At 60.5% G+C, this 15,859-nt stretch carries 13 protein-coding genes; 4 read left to right on the top strand and 9 right to left on the bottom strand.

The genetic code is table 11. The features are described 5' to 3' along the window. Positions 1 to 20: 20 nt before the first annotated feature. The 4 genes from ACFFT4_RS23000 to ACFFT4_RS22985 all read right to left on the bottom strand — a co-directional run bounded on the left by ACFFT4_RS23000 (position 21) and on the right by ACFFT4_RS22985 (position 7,153). A complete protein-coding gene (locus ACFFT4_RS23000) occupies positions 21 to 983 on the bottom strand; it encodes an ABC transporter permease (RefSeq protein WP_378051211.1) in 963 nt (320 codons plus the stop codon). A gap of 168 nt (positions 984 to 1,151) precedes the next feature. After that, the gene (locus ACFFT4_RS22995; RefSeq protein WP_378051210.1) at positions 1,152 to 4,427 is read right to left on the bottom strand and encodes a glycosyl hydrolase; all 3,276 of its coding nucleotides are present in this window, start codon (positions 4,425 to 4,427) and stop codon (positions 1,152 to 1,154) included. Positions 4,428 to 4,649: 222 nt separating this feature from the next. After that, on the bottom strand, positions 4,650 to 4,889 hold the full coding sequence (locus ACFFT4_RS22990; RefSeq protein ID WP_378051209.1) for a DUF3892 domain-containing protein: 240 nt from the start codon (positions 4,887 to 4,889) through the stop codon (positions 4,650 to 4,652). 74 nt (positions 4,890 to 4,963) lie between these two features. Continuing rightward, entirely contained in the window at positions 4,964 to 7,153 is a 2,190-nt protein-coding gene (locus tag ACFFT4_RS22985) for an alpha-galactosidase (protein WP_378051208.1), read from the bottom strand. Positions 7,154 to 7,299: 146 nt separating this feature from the next. Here ACFFT4_RS22985 and ACFFT4_RS22980 point away from each other — a divergent pair, with 146 nt between their 5' ends. From ACFFT4_RS22980 to ACFFT4_RS22965, 4 genes are all read left to right on the top strand, one after another. Next, complete coding sequence (locus tag ACFFT4_RS22980; RefSeq protein ID WP_378051206.1) at positions 7,300 to 8,142, top strand: AraC family transcriptional regulator; 843 nt, start codon at positions 7,300 to 7,302, stop codon at positions 8,140 to 8,142. 36 nt (positions 8,143 to 8,178) lie between these two features. Next, a complete protein-coding gene (locus ACFFT4_RS22975) occupies positions 8,179 to 8,616 on the top strand; it encodes a MarR family winged helix-turn-helix transcriptional regulator (protein WP_378051205.1) in 438 nt (145 codons plus the stop codon). A gap of 28 nt (positions 8,617 to 8,644) precedes the next feature. Further along, complete coding sequence (locus ACFFT4_RS22970) at positions 8,645 to 9,661, top strand: LLM class flavin-dependent oxidoreductase (protein WP_378051204.1); 1,017 nt, start codon at positions 8,645 to 8,647, stop codon at positions 9,659 to 9,661. An 887-nt stretch (positions 9,662 to 10,548) separates the two neighbouring features. Beyond that, positions 10,549 to 11,847 carry a hypothetical protein gene (locus ACFFT4_RS22965; protein ID WP_378051203.1) on the top strand — a complete coding sequence of 433 codons (1,299 nt, stop codon included), beginning with the start codon at positions 10,549 to 10,551 and terminating at the stop codon, positions 11,845 to 11,847. Positions 11,848 to 11,943: 96 nt separating this feature from the next. On the opposite strand, the gene ACFFT4_RS22960 is transcribed toward ACFFT4_RS22965, so the two are convergent. From ACFFT4_RS22960 to ACFFT4_RS22940, 5 genes are all read right to left on the bottom strand, one after another. After that, positions 11,944 to 12,351, bottom strand: a complete 408-nt coding sequence (locus tag ACFFT4_RS22960; protein WP_378051202.1) for a DUF6232 family protein — start codon at positions 12,349 to 12,351, stop codon at positions 11,944 to 11,946. Positions 12,352 to 12,525: 174 nt separating this feature from the next. Next, complete coding sequence (locus ACFFT4_RS22955; RefSeq protein WP_378051201.1) at positions 12,526 to 12,801, bottom strand: zinc ribbon domain-containing protein; 276 nt, start codon at positions 12,799 to 12,801, stop codon at positions 12,526 to 12,528. Positions 12,802 to 12,829: 28 nt separating this feature from the next. Next, positions 12,830 to 13,510 carry a GyrI-like domain-containing protein gene (locus tag ACFFT4_RS22950; protein ID WP_378051199.1) on the bottom strand — a complete coding sequence of 227 codons (681 nt, stop codon included), beginning with the start codon at positions 13,508 to 13,510 and terminating at the stop codon, positions 12,830 to 12,832. A gap of 55 nt (positions 13,511 to 13,565) precedes the next feature. Beyond that, entirely contained in the window at positions 13,566 to 14,525 is a 960-nt protein-coding gene (locus ACFFT4_RS22945) for a helix-turn-helix transcriptional regulator (protein ID WP_378051198.1), read from the bottom strand. A gap of 71 nt (positions 14,526 to 14,596) precedes the next feature. Further along, complete coding sequence (locus ACFFT4_RS22940) at positions 14,597 to 15,799, bottom strand: MFS transporter (protein ID WP_378051197.1); 1,203 nt, start codon at positions 15,797 to 15,799, stop codon at positions 14,597 to 14,599. Positions 15,800 to 15,859 lie beyond the last annotated feature (60 nt).

The following is a 15,859-nucleotide window of genomic DNA, read 5'->3' as shown; positions in this document are numbered from 1 at the left end:
TCCTTTCGGCACATTCTCTTTCAATAGATTCCGTCTTCCCCGAACCGCTTGGCCAGCCGGTTGGACAGCACGACCAGCGCCAATCCGACAACCGACTTGAACAGGCCGACGGCCGTGCTGAAGCTGAATTGCCCCTGCTGGATGCCGACCCGGTAGACGTACGTGTCGAACACCTCCGCCACCTCGGACACCGCGCCGTTGTACATGAGGAACACCTGCTCGAAGCCGACGTCCATCATCTGCCCCAGACGCAAAATGAGCAGAATGACGATGACGGTGCGGATCGCCGGCAGGGTGACGTGCCACATTTGGCGCAGCCGACCCGCTCCGTCCATGCGCGCCGCCTCGTACAATTGGGGATCGGTGCCGGCGATCGCCGCGAGAAACAGAATCGTCCCCCATCCCGCTTCCTTCCAGATCGTCTGGGCGGTCAGCATGAGCCAGAAGCCGTTCGGATTGGTCAATATGCCGACCCGCTCCAGACCGGCGGCCTCCAGCAGCTTGTTCACGAGCCCCTCGCCCTTGGCGAACAGCAGGAAGGTCAGCCCCGCGATGACGACCCAGGACAGAAAATGCGGCATGTACACGACGGACTGTACGATCCGTTTGTAGGCGACCGACCTGACCTCGTTCAACAGCAGCGACAGCGCGATCGGCAGCGGGAAGAACAGAAACAGGCTCATCAGGTTGATCGCCATCGTGTTGCGGAACAGCAGCCAAAAATCGGGATGGGCGAAAAAATCGGCAAAATGGCTCAAGCCGACCCACTCGCTGTTCAGCAAGCCTTTGTAAGGGGAGAAATTCTGGAAGGAAATGACGATCCCCCACATCGGTACGTACTTGAACAGAAGAAAAAAAATCAGTCCGGGCAGAGCGAGCAGGTACAAGTATTTGTTCCGGTTCAGCTCCGCTCCGAGCCTCGATGCGGCCTTTGCGGGTTTCCCCGCGCTCGCCGCGCCGAGGCCGCCGTCCGCGCTCGCCATCGGCAACGCCTCCTTTCGTTCGAATTGGACCGGTCGATTCCCACCTTATTTCATGTTCGGTTAACCGGCAATTGGACTCTTTTGCAGCGGGCTCTTCGCTCCTTGCCCGCCGCTTTTGCACTTTTTTGCAGGCTTTATCCCGAGCGCCGCCGTTCGGCAGCGGCCGCCTTATTGCGGGGCGGGGCGGTCCGCAACGGGCCGCAGCTTGTGTGCGGCGTAATCGAAATAGTCCCCGTCGAGGAAAGAAACCAGCGTTCCGGTAACGCGGACTTCCACCTCGTTCGCGCCTTCCCGCAGCCACTGCGTCTCCCCGCTCCAGCGGTAAGGCGTCCACGGACGCACGCCCAGCGAAATCCCGTTGACGCGGACCTCGGCGCAATCGTGGAAATGCGGGTCCCAGCGGTCGAATTCCAGCTCGAAGCAGTCCGTCTGCGGCAGCTCGACCAGCACAAACGGGCGGCTGTAGGACAGAACTCCCGCGTAATAAGGAAAACCCGGAACAGGGCCCGAGGCTATGCCGGAGACGGCGGACGGACGGCGGGCGAGGACCGGCCCGCCGGTCTCGTCGAAGAACGCTCCGAAGTCTCCTTGCAGGTAAAGCGGATCGACGACGCCCTCCCAATCGTGCCGCACCGTCGCTTCCACCCTCAGCTCGTTGGCCCCTTTCTGCAACAACGCCGTTACGTCGCAGGCGACCTGGCGGCGATCGTGCGTCTCGCGCCGTTCCAGCGCCCCCGGAGCGATCTCGCGTCCGTTGAGCAGAATCCGGCTCTCGCCGCAAACCGCGCCCTCGTCCATCGCCAGCTCGCAGACGGACGGCAGCTCCGCGATCTCGAAGCGCGCCGTATACGCGCACGCGATCGGGTAAGCCGGCTCCATCCGCATCGGCGTTCCGAACGTCTGGCGGAAGACGGCGGGAACGGCTTCGCGCTCCGCCAGATCCGCCAGTTGATCGACGAACGTCTTCGCGGACACGCGCCCGATCGCCGAGAGAGCCTCTCCTTTACGGATTTGCAGCCCGAAATCCCCCAGGCGAAGCGAGTTGCCGCCAAGCGCCTGGACGTTCCACTCCCCGGAGGCGTCCAATCGCAGCTTTTCCGCCGGCCGCTCCCCCGAATTCGCGCCGCTCTCCGGCGCTGTGCGGCGTATGAGGATCAATCGGCTTTCATAAGGCTCCATCGTCAGCGGCAGCTCCCAACGCCCTGCGGCCAGGCTCCAGGCGGCCAGTCGCCGGCCTTCCCCGGTTTCCAGATCTAGCTCGACCGCTTCGGCTTCCACCGCGGACGCCAGCGCTGTGGGCAGAAACTCCGGACGGAGGCGGAGCGTCCCTTCGAGGCGCTGTCCCTCCTGATTGGCGAGGAACACCGCCGCTTCGCGCTCGGAGTACCTCCGACTCTGCATCAGTATCGCCCCCGTATCGGGAGCGTTCGCCGGCTCGAACTCCGCGGCCGAAGGCGCTTTGTCCCGCAGCAGCCGCCTCAAATTGTCCCACTGCCGCGCGGCTTTCCCCGCTTCGAACGGCAGGAAGACGGCTCCTCCGTCCGCGGACGGAGGCAAATCTTCAGTCTTCCCCTGCGATTCGCCCCAATAGACGGCGCGCGGGGAATGCGATGCGCCGAACAGACGCATCGCCTCCTCCTCCGACGGGCCGTCCCCGTCGATGCGTTCGTACGGCAGCAGCCCCAGCGCGATCAAGACGCCTCCGCTTTCCTTGAACGCCTTCAACTTCTCCCAGGCGCCGCCCTCCAGATTGACCAGAGGAGGCAGAACGATCGCCTTGTATTCGGCCCGTCCGAGCCGCAGCGAACCGTCGACCGCCTCCGCCTCGCCCAGCAGCTCGGGATCGAGATGATCGTAATCGAACCGGGCGCGCAGCAGCCGCACCCCGATCTCCGTCCAGTCTTCGCGCAGCTTGCCCAGCCGCTCCTCCTCTTCGGAATCGACGCCCCCGTATCGAAACGCCTGGAACGGATTGCCCATATGCGTCCAGAGCGTCGTGGTCGGATCGAGGTAGGCGAAGCGAATGTCGGCTTCCCCCCGGCTCATCGCGTAGCCGAGACGCCCGGCATAATCGGCCAGCAGGAGAAAATGCTCCCAGTACGGATTTTGCAAAAATTGCGACGGCGGAGCGTCGTGCTTGGCCAAGGCGTCCATCGTGTAGTAGAAGGCATGAAAGTTGTAGAAGTTGATCCCCATCGCCGCCAGCCGATCGAGCATCCAGCGGGCGTCCTGCAGCGTCATCGACCAGCCGACGCTGTGAAAGCATTCGATAAGCGCGCGTTCGCGGCCGAGCTGCCGGGCGAGCGAGCCGATCATTTTCGGATTTTCGCGCAGGTTGGCGAAATAACGGCGCAAAATCCATTCCAGCGAACGGCCGAGCTTCTCATGCGCCGAATCGCCGCCCGGCATGCCGCTGTGCGTCTGCGTCGCCATGCGCACGACGGGCACCTCGGCGGCGTAGATCAGCCCGCGACTCACGCACCAGTCGCTCGCCTGCTTGTGATAAGCCTCGCGCAGCAGCCGATGCAGCGTCTGATAATAGTCGTAACGGACCTTGGCCGCATCCGGGGCGAAGCGGTCCACGAAAGCGGGAAGCCGCTCCTCGAGCGCATACCCGCATCTGCGGCGGAACTCCCCGGCAAGCCGCTTCGACCAGGGCATTCTGCCGAGCAGTCCGATCTCGTCGGTGAACATGCCTTTTACCGCGCCGCCGAAAAAATCGCCGACGGCCGCCGCGTATTTCTCGTGCGTCAAACGGATAAAGGCGGCCATCGCCTCGCGGTTGCACGGGTCGACGTAAGTGCCGTAATACTTGAAATCCTCCAGTTCCAGCTCCTGAAACAAAACGACCGTCCACTCTCCCTCGGGCACTTCCCACGTCAGGCGGTAGACGGTACGATACGTGAAAAAACGCTTCTGCGTATACGCGGTCAGACCGGTTTTCTGAAACACCGGGTCCGCCTGGGCGTTCCCGATGCGATCCCGGACGTCGATCGCCCTGTCCCACAGCACGACCCCGTCCGGGCCGACCGGCGCCGCTTTCGCGTATACGATCCGGCCCCAGGGCAGCTCGACCTCCAGCTTCTCGCCGCCGCGGGCGCGAACGAGGCGATGCTCCAGCGTCGTCTGCCTGGCGTCGGGATGCTCCAGCACGACCTCGCCGCCGGCCATGCCGCTCGGATACGGATATTCGTCGTAGAGCCACGCCCCCATGCCGCGTTCCGCCGCCTCTTCCACAGCCAGGCGCACCTTGTCGAACCATTGCCGGGACAAATAAGGAACGGTCAGCCCCTGGCGCGCGCAAATAAAAAAGCCGCCTACTCCCTGCCGGTGCATCTCGGCGATCTGCCGCCGGATTTCGTCCTCCTCCATGGCGCCGTTCCAAAACCAGAACGGATGAACCCGGTAGTCCGCGCCCGGCCGTTCAAATTGCCGCAAATCCATTGCCAATCCCTCCCGTTCGAATGTAAATGGGGGTCGTCACGCGCTCCATTATAAGTCCGGGCCGGTTTGCCGGCTATTTTACTTTCTTGCGGCCGCGCCGCGGCGCTTTGGACTTTCTTGCACCACTTGCACCCGATGTTTCGCAGCCGCCGCGACACGCGAAAAAGCGCACCTTCTTCCTGTAATCAGGAAGAAGATGCGCCCGAGCGCCTGCCGCCGAGCTTAGAACGTCGGCAGATTGTCCAGATTGTTGTCCTCGCGGCCGTCGGGATCGGAACGAAGATGCTCGTCCCCGTCGCGCCCCTTGAACACGTTGACGTTGGCGATTTGATCGTTTTTGGCCATCTGCTGCGCTTCCTTGTAACCGACGACTTGTCCGGACGAAAGCTGCAGTTCCACAATGTCCCCGTCTCCGTTTTTACGGACGGCCGTAACGTGCGGTTTTCCGCCTTGCTGTTCCATGAGAAACCACCTCCGCCAGATAGTCTTCGCGAAGCGTGGAAAAATTATGCAAGCTCCGTCGGCTTGCGGCAGGCCTATAGACGAACGAGTCTCCATACGTGGCTTTCGTAGTCGCCGCTCGCCCGGGGGATCGGCAGGCCGGCGTACATCAATTGGTCGCCGCCGTATACCTCGCCGCTGCCCTCGACGCGGTAACGAGCGTCCGGATCGAGCCCCTTGAGCCGCAGCCAGTCCAGCGGAGCGTTGGGCTCGGCCAGCACGCCGACATGCACGGCGAACGCTTCCGCCCCGTCCTCCGCCACGGCCATCCAGGCGGCGTCGCTGCCCTCGAACGGGCTGCGCAGGCGGTAAAATTCCCCGAACTGCACCACATGGCGAATTTGCTTGTACCGCTCAACCTGCTCCTTCACTTCCGCTTTTTCCTCGTCGGTCATCTGGGTCAGATCCAGCTCGTAGCCGAAGTTGCCCGACATGGCGACGTCTCCGCGCGTCTTGAGCGACGTGATCCGTCCGGTCTGGTGATTCGGCACGGCGGACACGTGGGCGCCCATCGCGCTCACCGGATAGACAAGGCTCGTTCCGTATTGGATGCGCAGGCGGTGAACGGCGTCCGTGTTGTCGCTCGTCCACGTCTGCGGCATGTAATAGAGCATGCCGGGATCGAAGCGCCCGCCGCCGCCCGAGCAACTCTCGAACAAAATATCGGGAAACTGCGACGTGATCGTCTCCATGACCCGGTACAGGCCGAGCATGTAGCGGTGGGCGGTTTCGCGCTGCCGCTGCGGCGGGAGCAGCGCCGAGCCGATCTCCGTCATGTTCCGGTTCATGTCCCATTTGACGTAGGAGATCGGCGCCGAGCGAAGCACGGCTCCGACCGCTTCGATCAAATAGTCGCACACGTCCCGGCGCGACAAGTCGAGAATCAGCTGCTGGCGTCCCTCCGTCCTGCGGCGTCCGGGAACGTGAAGGCACCAGTCCGGGTGCGCGCGGTACAGATCGCTGTCCGGCGACACCATCTCCGGCTCGAACCAGAGCCCGAATTGCATATCCAGCCGATTGACGCGAGCGGCCAGATCCTCGAGTCCTCCGGGCAGCTTGCGCAAGTCGACCTTCCAATCGCCCAGCGAGCAGTTGTCGCTGTCCCGGCGGCCGAACCAGCCGTCGTCCAGCACGAACAGCTCGATGCCGAGCTCCCGTCCGACCCGGGCAATGCTCTCGATCTTGTCGGCGTTGAATTGGAAATACGTCGCTTCCCAGTTGTTCACGAGCACCGGCCGCGTCCGGTCGCGATGCGCGCCGCGGCACAGACGGCTCCGGTAGAGCCGGTGGTAGGTTCTCGACATGGCGCCGAGCCCTTCCGCCGAGTAGACCAGCACCGCTTCGGGAGTCTGGAAGCTTTCTCCCGGCTCCAGGAGCCACTCGAAGTCAAACGGATTAATGCCGACCGACACCCGCGTCGTCTTGAATTGATCGACCTCCGCCTGGGCGACGAAGCTGCCGCTGTAGACCAGGCTGAACCCGTACACCTCGCCCCGATCTTCGCCGGCGTCCGGCGACACCAGCGCGACGAACGGATTGTGCTGGTGGCTGCTGGAGCCTCTGCGGCTCTCGACGGACTGCATGCCGGGAACGAGCTCCCTTCCGTACAGATCCCTTTCCCTGGCCCACGATCCGGACAGCTGGAGCATGCGGAACGAGTCGCGGTTAAAATCGACGCTTGCGCTCATCGCCCTGAGCAGGCGAAGCGGCGCATTTCCGCCGTTCGTCAGTCTGACGGAGCGCGCGATCGCGTCGTGGTCGGCGAATACCGTGTAGCTCAGCACCGCTTCCAGGCCGGACAGCTCGTCCTTCAGCGTCAGCTCGAGCGTCTGCGCTTCCTCTTCCCGCTCCGCATAGGTGGACGGGAGCCCTTCGAGTCCCGGCTTGCCGGAGAAAATGCGGTGGGCCGTACAGGCGAACTCCGTTACGGTCGAACCGTTGTCCAGCTGCACCTGATAGGCCGGATGGCGAAAATCGCTGCCTCCATAAGCGGGGTACTCCTGCGGCAGTGTATCGAAGGATACGCTCCGGTCTTCCGGGTACGGGTTGGGGGAGAACGATGAACGCTCCGTGCAGACGAGCATCCCCTTCAGGTTCTCCTCGCGGATTTTCCTTCCCCAGTACGCGTGCACCGGAACGCCCCGGTCGTTTAATTGAATGATGTAGCTCGTGTTGGGCCCTTGCAGATGAAAGGCTCGTTCTGCTTCGCGATAGCGGATTCCCATGCTGCTTGTCTCCTTTGTTTTCGGCGTTCCGCCGTTCGGTCTTATCGCTTATAATATAACTATATTCGTATTATAATTCCGTTCTCTCCCCATTCCTATTTTAATATTTTCGTATTGTTATCAAAATATGAAAGAAGGTTTTCCGCATGGTGCAGCCCTCGTTTCCGATCGTGACCGAATCCGATTCCCGCCTTCCGCTCTATCTGACGAGCATCGGCCACTGGGAGTATCAGGAGCGCACGAGAAGGCCCGGCGGTTTTCCGGACTATCAATGGCTGCAGGCGATTTCGGGCACGGGCGAGCTGGAGGTGGACGGGACGCGCCGCCAGGTCAAGCCCGGCCAGGGCTTCTTCCTGCTTCCGAACGAGACGCACGTTTATTATCCGACTTCCGAGCCTTGGGGGCTCCATTGGATCGCCTTTAACGGCAGCCTGATGCCTTCGTGGATGAACCACTCGGGCATTCGCCGCTCCGGCGTGTACGCGTTGTCCGATCCCGACAGCCTGATCGCGCAGATGAAGGCGATTTACGCGATGTCGCTGACCGGCCGCCCCTTTCTCGGAGCGGAATGCTCCAAGCTGCTGTACGCGCTGCTTCTGGACTTGTCCCGGAACGCGAAGACGGGCTCGTCCTCCTCTCCTCGCCACGACCAGAAGCTGCAGCCGGTCATCCGCTTCATCGAAGACAACTGCCACCGCGTGCTGTCGATCGACGAGATGGCGGCCCGGATCGGCGTCAGCGCCCAATATTTGTGTCATCTGTTCAAGCGCGTCTTCCAGCTGCGTCCGATGGAATACGTCAATCGGGAACGGATCAACCGCAGCAAGGAGCTGATGCTGAACGAGCCGCAGCTCAAGCTCCGGGAAGTGGCGCATCGCGTCGGCTTCGACAGTCCCAGCTATTTCAGCTCCGTGTTCAAGAAAATCGTCGGCATGAGTCCCGAACAGTTCCGCGGCCGCCGGTTTGACAACGGATTTCGTATACATTAGGATATAGTCAATAAATTGACTAATGGAGCGTCCGCCTTGAAACAAGACGAACAGCTGCACGGCAACATCGTCGTTAACCTTTTCCGCTGCTCCAATCTGCTCGAACGTCTCGGCCGCAAGCTTGCCGCCGAGGCTGGTTTGACGAGCGTGCATCAGTGGTTTATTTTGTCCGCGTTGGCGGACGGCGAACTGTCGCTGAAGCAGCTGGGATTAAACGCCCATGTCACCAAGCAGAACATGACGGGGATGATCGAACGGCTGAAGCAGGGGGGGCTTGTCGCAACTTGCGAGGACCCGGAGGACCGCCGCGTTACGAGGGTTCGGCTGACCGACAAGGGCAGGCAGGTGCTGGCCCGGCTCGACTCGTTCGACGCCTTCGGCCAGGCCACGACCCTCAAGCATCTGTGCACGGAAGATTTATCTTCGTTAAACCGCTGTTTGCAGCGGCTGATCGACCATATGAACGACGGTTGATTTCCGTCGTCAAGGAGGCAACTCGCCAATGACTCAATCGAACACCTTGCCTATCTCCGTCCTCGATCTCGCATCGATCACTCAGGGCAGCTCTGCCGCCCTTTCCTTCCGCCATACGCTCGATCTGGCGCAGCGCGCCGAGCAATGGGGATATCGCCGCTTCTGGCTGGCCGAGCATCACGGCATGCCCGGCATCGCCAGCTCGGCCACTTCCGTGCTCATCGGCCACGTCGCCGGAGGCACGTCCACGATTCGCGTAGGCTCGGGCGGCATCATGCTGCCCAACCACGCCCCGCTCGTCATCGCCGAGCAATTCGGCACGCTCGAATCGCTCTATCCGGGCCGGATCGATCTCGGGCTCGGCCGCGCGCCGGGCTCCGACCAGGCCGTATCGCGCGTGCTGCGGCGGGGATTGGGCGCAGGCGGGGAGGATTTCCCCGAGCTGCTCGCGGAGCTGCGGGCCTACTTCCAGCCGGAAGCCGCTCCGGTTAACGGCATCGTACGCGCCGTCCCCGGCGAGGGGCTGAACGTGCCGATCTGGCTGCTCGGCTCCAGCGGCTTCAGCGCGGAGCTTGCCGCCCGGCTCGGCCTCCCGTTCTCGTTCGCCAGCCATTTCGCGCCGGACTACCTGATGCCTGCGCTCGAGCTGTATCGCTCGAACTTCAAGCCATCCGCCGCGCTCGACAAGCCTTACGCGATGGTCGGTGTCAGCGTAACCGCCGCCGACACCGAGCAGGAAGCGAGAAGGCTCGCCACTTCGCAGCAGCAGGCCTTCCTGAATATGATTCGCGGGCGGTTCGGCCAGCTTCCTCCTCCGGTCGACAGCATGGACGGCCTCTGGACGCCTTACGAGGAAGCGGCGCTGAACCGGCAGTTCGGCTTCGCCATCGTCGGCGACAAGGAGCAGGTCCGTGCTCGGCTCCAAGGCGTGATCGAGTCCACCGGAGCCGACGAGCTGATCGTCGCCTCGCAAATCTACGATCACGATGCGCGGCTGCGTTCCTACGAAATTATCGCCGAAGTCGGCCGCGAGCTTCAGCGCTAAGCGGCGGCGCTCCGCGCGATCGGCGCTGCGTCGATCGTCGGCGGAGTCGGCGGGATAGCGGTCTGCCAGACCGCTAAAGACCCGTTCGCCGATGGAATCGCCGAATAGCGGTCTGCCGGACCGTTAAAAGCCCGTTCGCCGATGGAATCGCCGAATAGCGGTCTGCCAGACCGTTAAAAGGCCCGATCGCCGATGGAATCGCCAGATAGCGGTCTGCCAGACCGTTAAAAGCCCGTTCGTCGGCGGAATCGCCGAATAGCGGTCTGCCTGACCGTTAAAAGCCCGTTCGTCGGCGGATTCGGCGGGATAGCGGTCTGCCGGACCGTTAAAAGCCCGTTCGCCGATGGAATCGCCGAATAGCGGTCTGTCAGACCGTTAAAAGCCCGATCGTCGGCGGAATCGCCGAATAGCGGTCTGCCGGACCGTTAAAAGGCCCGATCGCCGATGGAATCGCCGATTAGCGGTCTGCCGGACCGTTAAAAGCCCGTTCGCCGATGGAATCGCCGATTAACGGTCTGCCTGACCGTTAAAGGCCCGATCAGCGGCGGAATCGCCGAATAGCGGTCTGGCAGACCACTAAAGACCCGATCGCCGATGGAATCGTCCGGATAGCAGTCTGCCGGAGGTGGTCAGCCGCTCGAATGGGTCAGTCAGAGAAAAAAATCTAAATTCGTGATTCAAGCCGCTTTTTTCCGGTTAATGAGGGTAGTAGGCCGGGCTGTTGGGATCCCCCCGGTTTGCTCCGATACCTATTTTGATGCGATTCGATCGGTTTGGATATCCCGTCCGAAGCACATAAATGAATGGATTGACAGCATCGAAACACGGTGATATGATCGAATCTATCATTCTTTGTATTCCGATCTACATAGGAGGTTTTTTATTTTATGAAATATCGTTCGAAACCGATTGTCGCCTTATCTCTCGCCGCGGCTTTAGCATGGACCGCACCGGCTGTCGTACTGCCGCATCATGCGTCGGCGGCGGCTCCCGTAACAGCAGCGGCAATAAATTCCGTATTGTCGCCGCAGGCGCAAGAATACGGCGCTTATCTGCAGGAGAAGTACGGCGTCGCCGTCGGAGATTCCTGGACCCGCGGGCAATTCGCGGAAGCTCTTAACGCCATCGTAACGGACAAGGCCATCGAGCTGGACGGCAGCGCTTCCGAGCCGCTCAGGGCGATCGAAGCCGTATCGCTTGCCCTGCAAGCGGCCGATCTGGGAGAGCTTGCGTATACGTACCCGGCCAGCAAGGCCAAATCCGCCCTGGCGTGGGTCAAGCTGGGCTGGACGTCCGAGCAGTACGCTTCGGACCAGGCCAAAATTCTCGCCGCAGCCGTCAGCACCGGCCTGCTCGTCTCCAGCTATTATCCGGAAATCCGTAATGACGAGATCGCGTCCCCTTCCCTGGCGGCGGTTCTGCTCGGCAAAGTGCTGGAAGCCAAAGGCTTGTACAAGCGTTATCTCGGCTACACCACGGACGCCGACATTCTCGTCAAGCTGGGCGACGCCTATCGGACTTCGGATATCATCCAGGCTCCCGATCTGCGCGAAGTCGTCGACCAAGCGCTGAAGCAGGACCTTGTCACCGGCTACAACTTGAAGGACAGCCGCTACGACGCCAATTTCCTCGATTCGTTGTCGGTCGTGTACGGCCATTCTGATTTCAAGCACGCGCTCCAGCTCGTCGGCCTGCTCCGCAGCGAGAAGATCCAGGCGAAAGTCCAGTTCGAGCCGAAGACGTCCGCCTTTATTTATCTGAAGGAATGGGGAGAGCCGGGAGAGTCCGATCTGTACGAGGTCGTCCAGATCGAGAACGGCAACTATATCGAGTACGCCAAGGAATACGATCTCGCCTTCGAGTTCGACTCGGAGTACGACAAAGACCGCTTCGACCGGATCATTCTGTCGTACGCGAAGAAGGACGAGGACAACGAGCCCGGACTGATCTACGGTTCCTGGTGGCAGCCGCTCTACTATTCTCTTACCGAGCTGGACAATTACAAGGAAATTTCCAACAATAAAATTTCCGCAGGCCATTATTACGCGCAATCCTTCTCGCTCAAGGAGCAATCCGCTCCCGTAACCGAGGGCTTCAAAAAAATCGATCCGTCCGCGGACATCGTCAACTACGACTTCTGGGTCGACGGACCGTTCTACAACTACTTGCAGGGCGAATCGAAGTAATCGTCAAGACGACAAGAAAGACAAGAACAACAAGACCTCCGGTCTCCTTCAAAAGAGGAAGCCGGAGGTCTTTTTTTTGACGTTGGAACCGCCGCTCTAGCCGACCATCAAGCTTTTGTGCCGGGTCTCCACGATCGAGCGGCTGAACGCGTTCGCAAGCCCTTCCAAATACATATAGTCGGTGACGCCGATCACTTCCCTCTCTCCCGAGGAAAACACGAGCGTCAGCTTATGGACGGGTTTTACCAAAATGTAGACCAGAACGTTGGCGATCAATCCCGCGCCCCCGAGCAGCGATACGAGTTCATGGAAGCGGAAATCCCATAGGATGCCGGTTGCGATTAAGAGCAGCTCAAGGACGAGCAGCGTATACGGAATCTGCCGCCGCGACTTGACCAGCTTGATCGAGCATAGATGCTGGATGGCAAACCGGGTGTTGCCGCTAATGAACAGCTCTCTCGTGATCGTGAAATTGTTGTCCTTGTAGATCGGTTGGTTGTCCATCGTATTTCCTCCCTGAGGATAGGTTCATCCTGTTAATTCGACGTCCGGGTGGAAATACCTACCTAACAACCATTCATTCGAAAAATAACGGACCCGCCCCTTCACGGCGATATCGCTGTCGACTATAGCGTCCTGCGGATCGGCGCTGCGCTCGTCGCAGAGCTCGAAGTTCCCTTATACGTCCGCTTCGGACGCCCAGCGTTTCAATCCCGGAAGCGACCCGGCGAGAAGCTCTCGGGCCGCTTTCTCCTCCAAGCCCTGCTCGACGAGGAAAGGAACGCAAAATCCGATCATATCCTCCATCTTAAAATCGGGCTGGGTAAACGCGCCGTTCTCGTAACAATAAATGCAATATTCCTCAGTAAGGCCGCCGGATTCGTCCGTTCCTTGGACATCCGGCCCCGTCAGCGGCATTCCGCAGCTTTGGCAGGGTATCGTCGTTTGCTGCATTTCTCCATCGCTCCTTGTTTTATGTTTTTTATGCTTCTTGGCCGATTCCGCTCTCGGGCCAATCGACGCGATCGGTCGAACCGGCTTTGTTCACGGGGAATCGAAGCGCCGTCTTCAGCTTCGCCTGCTCCGTCCTGCGGGGATCCGACAAGTAGATTTCCCGATGGAGGAGGCTGGCTCGGACCAACCCTTGCTCCTTGCAGAACGCTTCCATCCGTGCGAAGCTTGCCGGCTCTTCGTCAAAGCTGCCGATATGCATCATCTGGCAGCATAACCCGTCCGACGCATGCTCGAACCTGACTTTTTCCAGGAACGGATTCGTCTTCTTCCTCTTCGTCTGCTCCAGAAATCGCTCGAAGCTTTGCTCGGTCAGAAAATCGGGCTGACGAATCATGATCGTGTACTTCAAATTGCTTTTGTCCGTCGCGGGTTTGGAACGATCAAGCAGGTCCCATACGCCCTCAAGCGGGAAAACCGTATATTCGTAGTAGTCCGCCGGCACGTCGTCGCTCCTGTAAGACATTTTTACCGCATAGCTCAAGCTGTACAACGCCTCGGTCTCCTTCATGAACGCCCCGCCGTTCGGGTCTCCGGAGCCGTCCACCATCAAAAACGGCATTTTCGGCACCTCGATGATTTCCGGCGACGTTTTCGGGAGGTAAAAAGCCTTGAAATCTTTTCTGTAATCCACTTTGCCGCTCAGCGTCATCCCCTCCTTCCTCTCCATGTCTCTACTATACAAAAGAAAACCTGACAACTGTCTGTCAGGTTTTCGCGGCATAATGACCGATAATTCCTTGCGCCTGCCGCCGGATCTCTTCGCGGATCGATTGCGGCTCCAGCACTTCCGCGTCCGGGCCGAAGCTGAGGATAAAGCCGTACAGCCAGCGGTCCTCCGGCAATTCGGCCGCGACGATGTAACGCTCTTCCCCGTCCTCGCCGGCCGCTTCCGCAACGACCGCCTCGACGCCGAACCATTCCTCGGCAAGATGCCTGGCTCTGCGGCTGAATCGCAGCTTGAGCCGGGTCGTCTTGCCGGACGCATGCCACGCCTCGTTCCAAGGCAGGCGCTCCAGCTCGACCGGTCTGCGGACGTCGAATCGCTCTCCGATTGTCAAGCCCTTCATCCGGAACAGCTTGAACAAACGGAACTGCCGCCTTCCCCGGCAATAGCCGTACAAATACCAGGATTGCCGCTTGAGCACAAGCGTATACGGCTCGACGTCGCGCGCCGATTCGTTGCCCTGCGCGTCGCAGTAGGCGAATTCGACCGACCGTTCCTCCTCCGCGGCCTTTTTCAACAGCGCCACCTTTTCCTCCAGATGGCCGCTGCCGCCCCAAGGGGACAGGTCGACGACAAGCTGCCGCGTCCGAAATTGGAATCGTTCGGCTTCGGCCGCGGGCACGACGCTTTTCATTTTCTCCAGCAGCAGCTTGCGGTCCCGGTCCGGGTAGATCGTCGAGACGCTCTGCAGCGCGTTGACGATATCGGCCAGCTCCGCTTCCGTCAGCACGCTGCGATCGAGCCGATAGCCTTCGGACAAGCCGATCCCTCCGCCCGCCCCCTGATAGGACACGACCGGAATGCCGGCCTGGTTAATGGCGTCGATATCCCGATAGATCGTCCGCACCGACACCTCGAACAGCTCGGACAGCTCCTTGGCTTGTACGATTTTCCGATTCGCCAATAAAATCACGATGGACAGCAGTCGGTCCAGCTTCACGATATTCCCTCTCCATTCCCGGCCGCATGGCCCTCTCCCCCTATCTTAACAGGTCGAGGCGCTCCGGGCGATCATCCGCTCGCGGCGGTCTTGGCCTCTCTTCCGCCCGATCTGGCGGCAAGCAGGAAGCTGATCCCCAGAATGACGGCGGCCAGCACGTACGGATAATTGACGTCTACGTCAAACAGCGCGCCGGCGATGATCGGACCGGCGATATTGCCGAGGCTCGTGAAGGCCGAGTTCAGCCCCGCGACGTAGCCCTGCCGTTCCTCGGCCATTTTCGACATCTGCGTGCCGATCGCGGGACGCAAAATATCCATGGACAGAAACACGATAAAAGTAACCGCGAACACGATCCAGAAGCCGTCGACGAAAATCGTGAGCAGAATAAACAATCCGCACGCCAGCAGACAGAACGTAATGACGTTCCTCTCCCCGAACCGGTTCAGAATCCGCCCGAACACCGTAAGCTGAACGACGGCGCCCGCAATCGAACCGAACGTTAAAATAAACGCGATATCCTTCGGCGTAAAACCGAATTTGTGGTCGACGAACAGGCCGAACACCGTCTCGTAATTGGCCAGCCCGAACGACATGACGAACACGAGAATCAGGCTGAGAAAATAAGGCTCGCGATAGGAGGTACGCAGCATCGTCCACAGGCTTTCCCGCTTCTCGCGGACGACCGGCTTGCGCCCGATGCGGGCTGTGGACAGCGACTCCGGCAGCAGCAGCGCGGTCACGGCCGCCGCCGCAAGTCCCGCGACGGCCGCCGCGTAGAACGGCACGCGAATGCCGTACTCCGCCAGGTAGCCTCCGATCCCCGGGCCGATAATAAAGCCGGTCGTAATCGCCGCGTTAATAAGTCCCATGCCGCGCCCGCGTTCCTCGTTGGTCGTCATGTCCGCCGCGTACGCCATTACCGCGGGCATAATCAGCGCCGCTCCGAAGCCGCCCAGCATTCTCGCTCCGAACAGCAGCGCCGTCGAATTCGCGATGCCGAACAGCCATTCGGACAAGGCGAACACCAGCATGCCCGCGACGATAATCTTCTTGCGGCCGAGCGAATCGGTCATCCGGCCCGCCATCGGGGAGAAAAGAAGCTGGACCAGCGAGAACGCCCCGACCAGCAAGCCGACGATGCTGCCGCTGATATCCAGCAGCGTCATATATTTCGGCATGATCGGAATAACGAGTCCGATCCCCATAAAGATAAGAAAAAGATTCAACATCAGGAGCAGAATCGCCCCTCTTCTTCTAAGAAGCAGTTCCATGATGATTTCCCCCAACAATTATACTGAATGTTCATTCTATATTCGTGGCCAAAAAAAGGG

Origin of the sequence: Cohnella cellulosilytica (genome assembly GCF_042431195.1) — a bacterium.
Lineage (GTDB): Bacteria > Bacillota > Bacilli > Paenibacillales > Paenibacillaceae > Cohnella > Cohnella cellulosilytica.
Note: the sequence above shows the minus strand (reverse complement) of the source record. Positions and strands in the feature narration are given on the sequence as shown.

Excerpts from the sequence above, each read along its gene's own strand:
- ACFFT4_RS22995 (WP_378051210.1), bottom strand. The coding sequence starts at position 4,427 with ATGGATTTGCGGCAATTTGAACGGCCGGGCGCGGACTACCGGGTTCAT.
- ACFFT4_RS22960 (WP_378051202.1), bottom strand. The coding sequence starts at position 12,351 with ATGGACAACCAACCGATCTACAAGGACAACAATTTCACGATCACGAGA.
- ACFFT4_RS22990 (WP_378051209.1), bottom strand. The coding sequence starts at position 4,889 with ATGGAACAGCAAGGCGGAAAACCGCACGTTACGGCCGTCCGTAAAAAC.
- ACFFT4_RS23000 (WP_378051211.1), bottom strand. The coding sequence starts at position 983 with ATGGCGAGCGCGGACGGCGGCCTCGGCGCGGCGAGCGCGGGGAAACCC.
- ACFFT4_RS22950 (WP_378051199.1), bottom strand. The coding sequence starts at position 13,510 with ATGACGCTGAGCGGCAAAGTGGATTACAGAAAAGATTTCAAGGCTTTT.
- ACFFT4_RS22970 (WP_378051204.1), top strand. The coding sequence starts at position 8,645 with ATGACTCAATCGAACACCTTGCCTATCTCCGTCCTCGATCTCGCATCG.
- ACFFT4_RS22940 (WP_378051197.1), bottom strand. The coding sequence starts at position 15,799 with ATGGAACTGCTTCTTAGAAGAAGAGGGGCGATTCTGCTCCTGATGTTG.
- ACFFT4_RS22955 (WP_378051201.1), bottom strand. The coding sequence starts at position 12,801 with ATGCAGCAAACGACGATACCCTGCCAAAGCTGCGGAATGCCGCTGACG.
- ACFFT4_RS22980 (WP_378051206.1), top strand. The coding sequence starts at position 7,300 with ATGGTGCAGCCCTCGTTTCCGATCGTGACCGAATCCGATTCCCGCCTT.
- ACFFT4_RS22985 (WP_378051208.1), bottom strand. The coding sequence starts at position 7,153 with ATGGGAATCCGCTATCGCGAAGCAGAACGAGCCTTTCATCTGCAAGGG.
- ACFFT4_RS22965 (WP_378051203.1), top strand. The coding sequence starts at position 10,549 with ATGAAATATCGTTCGAAACCGATTGTCGCCTTATCTCTCGCCGCGGCT.